This window comes from Acinetobacter sp. UBA2063 (assembly GCF_002333245.1).
GTDB classification, from domain to species: Bacteria; Pseudomonadota; Gammaproteobacteria; order Pseudomonadales; family Moraxellaceae; genus Acinetobacter; species Acinetobacter parvus.
The window spans coordinates 1-4,608 of sequence record NZ_DDAH01000057.1 but is presented as its reverse complement, the minus strand read 5'-3'; the positions used below and the strand labels follow the sequence as shown (position 1 = coordinate 4,608).

The window sequence follows — 4,608 nt, the reverse complement described above, 5'->3', positions numbered from 1 at the left end:
TTTCTTTTATCAACAAAATTATCTCTAGATTATTCAGAATCCTGAAAAATATTACACAGTAGTTGAAATTGCTTAATTGTCTGTTTTCACACATTTACCTAACACGGTCTAATTCTATAATATGGCCAGAATGAGATGATCTTTGATCAATATTTTATGGTTTTATAAGATGATGAACTTGCTAAATACATAGCAGGATAGACATAAAAAAGAAGCTTCATTAAGAAGCTTCTTTTTAATTTACAGTATGATTATTTCACTGCTTTTTCAGCTTCAATTGATGCGATCGCCGCATCTACACCATCAATTGAGTCAGCTGCTTTCTTGATACGTGCTAAAGCATCCACTAGAACTTCATCAGCAGTTGCGTAAGAGATACGCATAAAGCCACCTAAGCCAAATGCATCACCAGGAACAACTGCAACGCCAGTTTCTTCAAGTAACCACTCAGAGAATTCTGTGCAAGACTTCATGCCTTTTGCACGAATCAATGGACGGATGTTTGCATAGGCATAGAACGCGCCATCAGCAGGGAGACAAGAAATACCGTTGATTTCATTTAAGCCATTTACCACCAAGTCATGACGGCGTTTAAACGCCTCAATCATTGGTTGAAGAACGTCTTGTGGACCATTCAATGCTGCTTCTGCCGCAACCTGTGAAATTGAGGTTGGGTTAGATGTAGACTGAGACTGGATGTTCTTCATTGCGCCAATCAATTTTGCAGGACCAGCCGCATAGCCAATACGCCAGCCTGTCATTGCATACGCTTTTGACACACCGTTAAGCACAATGGTACGGTCATATAAATCTGGAGCAATTGTTGCGATGTTGTAGAACTCATCTTCCCAACGGATTGGTTCGTACATGTCGTCAGAAGCAATCAATACTTGTGGATGGCGACGAAGCACATCAGCCAAAGCTTCTAGTTCAGCCTTGGTGTAGATCATGCCTGTTGGGTTTGATGGACTGTTAAGTACCAACAAACGTGTATTTGGTGTGATTGCAGCTTCCAATTGTTCAGGTGTGATTTTGAAGCGTTGTTCTTCACCACATTTTACGATGACTGGCGTACCCTCAGCAATGATCACCATGTCTGGATAGCTTACCCAGAATGGCGCAGGGATGATCACTTCATCACCTTTGTTTAACAAGGCTAGTGCCAGGTTAAAGAAGCTTTGCTTACCACCACAAGACACCAAAATCTGGTTTGCTTGATAATCTAAATTATTGTCACGTTTTAATTTTGCAATAATTGCTTTCTTTAAGCTCGGAGTACCGTCTACTGCTGTATATTTTGTAAAGCCTTTGTTAATCGCTTCAATTGCAGCATCTTTGATGTGTTGAGGGGTATCAAAGTCTGGTTCGCCTGCACCTAAACCAATCACGTTTTTACCAGCAGCTTTAAGCTCGGCGGCCTTGTTTGTTACTGCAAGTGTAGGGGACGGTTTGATGGCATTGACACGATCAGAGAGACGTACGTCCACGGCATTATTCCTTCTTATGGGATTGAAAAATAAAAAGCAGGTTATCTTAGCTTAAATCAAGGTTATTGTGGTCAAAACTTGCCTTAATCGCATAAAAAGTTACCAAAATATAAGTTGTATGAAAGCTTTGGTTTTTTACATATTTTATTTTTATAAAACTGACAAAAATCCATTACAATAGCGACTAGAAATTTAGATTTCGAGAGAATTTCAATGAGTACGCAACAACCAAAAGCCAAAAAAGCTTTGGTGAAATTACCATTCCCGATGCCATCTGCTCAAGATGATTCTGAGGACGTGGCGCATAATCAGGTTCGCCCAAAACCTGAGCAATATGCAGATCGGACTTGGATGCCACCACGTGGTACACGCCGTTCGATGGGGAAACGCTAAAAGAAAGCCAATCAGTGAATGATTGGCTTTTTTATTTTAATGACTGTTTCGGTTGAGTGGATGTTGTATTTCCAGTTCACCACGCCAGAGTTTCATGAAATCATATTCATCAATATCATACAGTTCCATTAAGGCGATAATCACGCCAACAAAAATCATCGCACCTTCGGAATTACTTTGGAAATTAAAAATCTTACCATTCAGTTTGCTTAAAATATCAGTGATTTCATGTTCACGGCCACGCCCGTAGCGATCACGTGGATAAAGCTCTTCATTTAAAATAACGAGTGCAATTGCTTTTTCCGCAGCAGATAAATGGGTTTTATCTAAAGCCTCTTCAAAGGATTCATAGCCGTGATTGAAGTAAAAAATGACTTCGTCATTAATAAAGGCATGCACTGTTTCGGCAGTTAAATTAGGGAATTGGGAAACCGCATCTTCTTCAATATAAGGACGAAAGGATTCAGGAAAAATCACATTGGAATGAATCCCTTTAAATAAAGGGGCAATTTCAGAGACTTTATAACCTGCAATACCACAACCCAATGCTGTTAAAAAGTATTTCATTTTTGGATGGTTTTTGGCATAGATTTTAAAATCATCTACGTAATGCTCAATTTGTGATAGTGGCATTTGCTGTAAATGTTCATTGAGTGTTGGAATCGCAAAACTTTGTCCAGCCCAGCCACGTCCCACACCTTTGACTGCGGCAAAATGTTGTGCTGCCACACGAGCTGCACCACTGTCGTGTGTGCCAGCTAAGTTACTGCCAAATACAAAAACAGTATCTTCGGGCAGTTCGGTGACAATGCTTTCATCATGGTATTGGTAAGACATATTGTTATCATTAAATTTGAGTATAACTGCATGTTGCAGTTGATTCGGAAGTTGGTCAAGTGAAAAAGTAGATGCTTTTAAGGTATGATTACCCAAAAGTTATTTAAATTGACTTAGGTAATAAGTAAGTTTAAAGCATTAATTTTTTTAAAATATTGATTTTTAAGGATTATTGTATTATTATGCGAACAGCGAACAGCGAACAGCGAACAGCGAACAGCGAACAGCGAACAGCGAACAGCGACTTAACTAAAGCGAAAAATGAAAAAAACGATGAGTTTTATACCCAGTATCACGACATAGAAAAAGAAATAAATGCGTATTTAGACTTTGACTCGAATGTATTTCGTGGCAAAACAATTCTGCTTCCTTGTGATGACCCAGAGTGGAGCAACTTTACAAAATATTTTGCCGCAAAATTCGATGAATTAGGCATTAAAAAATTGATTAGTACAAGTTATGCCGCTAACAGTAAAAGTTACAAAGGTTATCAACCTACTTTATTTGAAAGTGAAAACTCACACTTTGATATAAACAAAACCGTTCAAAATGGCAAAATATTTACATTAAGCCGTGACGTAAACGGTGATAAAAAAATTGATATTAATGATTTGGACTGGGATTATTTACAAGGGGATGGTGATTTTCGTAGTGATGAAGTTAAAGCATTACGCAACGAAGCTGACATTATTATAACTAATCCACCTTTTTCGTTATTTCGTGAATTTTTAGCTTGGATTGTTGAAGCTAATAAGAAATTCGTCATTATCGGTAATATGAACGCAATCACCTACAAAGAAGTTTTTCCTTTAATTAAGCATAATAAAATGTGGTTAGGTCCAACTATTAGTAGTGGCGATAGAGAGTTCCAAGTACCAGATGAATATCCAATTAATGCTGTCGGATGGCGGATTGGTGAAGATGGCCGAAAATATTTAAGAATTAAAGGTGTGCGTTGGTTTACTAATTTTGATCATGGTCGTCGCCATGAACCATTACAACTGATGACTATATTGGATAACCTAAAGTTTAATAAGAAAATGCAAGCCAAGACCAATTATGACAGTTATGACAATTACGATGCAATAGAAGTGCCTTTTACTAGTGCAATTCCTAGTGATTATGACGGTGTAATGGGTGTGCCCATTAGCTTTTTGGATAAATATAATCCTGACCAGTTTGAGATAGTTGGGATGTGTGAAAACGCAGATTTATATGATTTAAAAACAAAAAATTATAATACAGTGGAATGCAAGCAAGCATATTTTGACAAATTTGGAAAGAAGGGAACTTATGACTTAAATGCGAGTGGAGTTGTTTACAGAGATGGGCTTTTGGAAAAAGTTTATCAACGAGTGCTCATAAAACATAGGAATGTAGCTATATGAAAACAACATTAAAAACAGCTATTACGGTCAAGGATATTTGCGCAGGTTTTGTCTATAACGAACTAGAAGGCAAGGGCTTATTTGGTTTTTCGGGTAAACTCACCATTCAGCCAGAATATCAACGTAATTACATTTATGCAGATGGAAAACGAGATGTCGCCGTCATAGAATCTATACTTAAAGGCTATCCATTGGGTTTAATTTATTTTAATAAAGTGGGTGAGGATAGTTTTGAAGTGTTGGATGGACAACAACGCATAACCAGTATTGGGCGTTACGTCACCGATAAATTTGCTGTAATTGAAGATGGAAAACCGCAGTATTTTAATAGTCTATCTGAAGATAAACGCGAAATAATTGAACAAACAAAACTATTAATTTATGAATGCGAAGGTACTGAAACAGAGATTAAAGCATGGTTTAAAACCATTAATATTGCAGGTGTTCCGCTTAATCAGCAAGAATTACTCAATGCGGTGTATTCGGGGCAATTTGTCACACTT

Annotated in this window: 5 protein-coding genes; 3 read left to right on the top strand and 2 right to left on the bottom strand. The window is 37.6% G+C overall.

The window, feature by feature from the left end:
• Positions 1 to 251: 251 nt before the first annotated feature.
• Positions 252 to 1,487 (bottom strand): pyridoxal phosphate-dependent aminotransferase, encoded by a 1,236-nt coding sequence (locus B4H32_RS02855; RefSeq protein WP_004681168.1) that lies wholly within the window; start codon positions 1,485 to 1,487, stop codon positions 252 to 254.
• 213 nt (positions 1,488 to 1,700) lie between these two features.
• Between B4H32_RS02855 and B4H32_RS02850 the strand changes: the two genes are divergently transcribed.
• Positions 1,701 to 1,880 carry a hypothetical protein gene (locus B4H32_RS02850; protein WP_004678032.1) on the top strand — a complete coding sequence of 60 codons (180 nt, stop codon included), beginning with the start codon at positions 1,701 to 1,703 and terminating at the stop codon, positions 1,878 to 1,880.
• 36 nt (positions 1,881 to 1,916) lie between these two features.
• Here B4H32_RS02850 and B4H32_RS02845 read toward each other — a convergent pair whose 3' ends face one another.
• The gene (locus B4H32_RS02845) at positions 1,917 to 2,717 is read right to left on the bottom strand and encodes an A1S_2505 family phage non-structural protein (RefSeq protein ID WP_010589328.1); all 801 of its coding nucleotides are present in this window, start codon (positions 2,715 to 2,717) and stop codon (positions 1,917 to 1,919) included.
• A 182-nt stretch (positions 2,718 to 2,899) separates the two neighbouring features.
• Here B4H32_RS02845 and B4H32_RS02840 point away from each other — a divergent pair, with 182 nt between their 5' ends.
• Together B4H32_RS02840 and B4H32_RS02835 are read left to right on the top strand one after the other, a co-directional pair.
• A complete protein-coding gene (locus B4H32_RS02840) occupies positions 2,900 to 4,105 on the top strand; it encodes an adenine-specific methyltransferase EcoRI family protein (protein WP_286799714.1) in 1,206 nt (401 codons plus the stop codon).
• Positions 4,102 to 4,608 (top strand): DUF262 domain-containing protein (locus tag B4H32_RS02835; protein WP_286799709.1); only part of this gene is annotated, 507 nt, incomplete at its 3' end. The genes B4H32_RS02840 and B4H32_RS02835, both read left to right, overlap by 4 nt.

Excerpts from the sequence above, each read along its gene's own strand:
- B4H32_RS02850 (WP_004678032.1), top strand. The coding sequence starts at position 1,701 with ATGAGTACGCAACAACCAAAAGCCAAAAAAGCTTTGGTGAAATTACCA.
- B4H32_RS02845 (WP_010589328.1), bottom strand. The coding sequence starts at position 2,717 with ATGTCTTACCAATACCATGATGAAAGCATTGTCACCGAACTGCCCGAA.
- B4H32_RS02840 (WP_286799714.1), top strand. The coding sequence starts at position 2,900 with ATGCGAACAGCGAACAGCGAACAGCGAACAGCGAACAGCGAACAGCGA.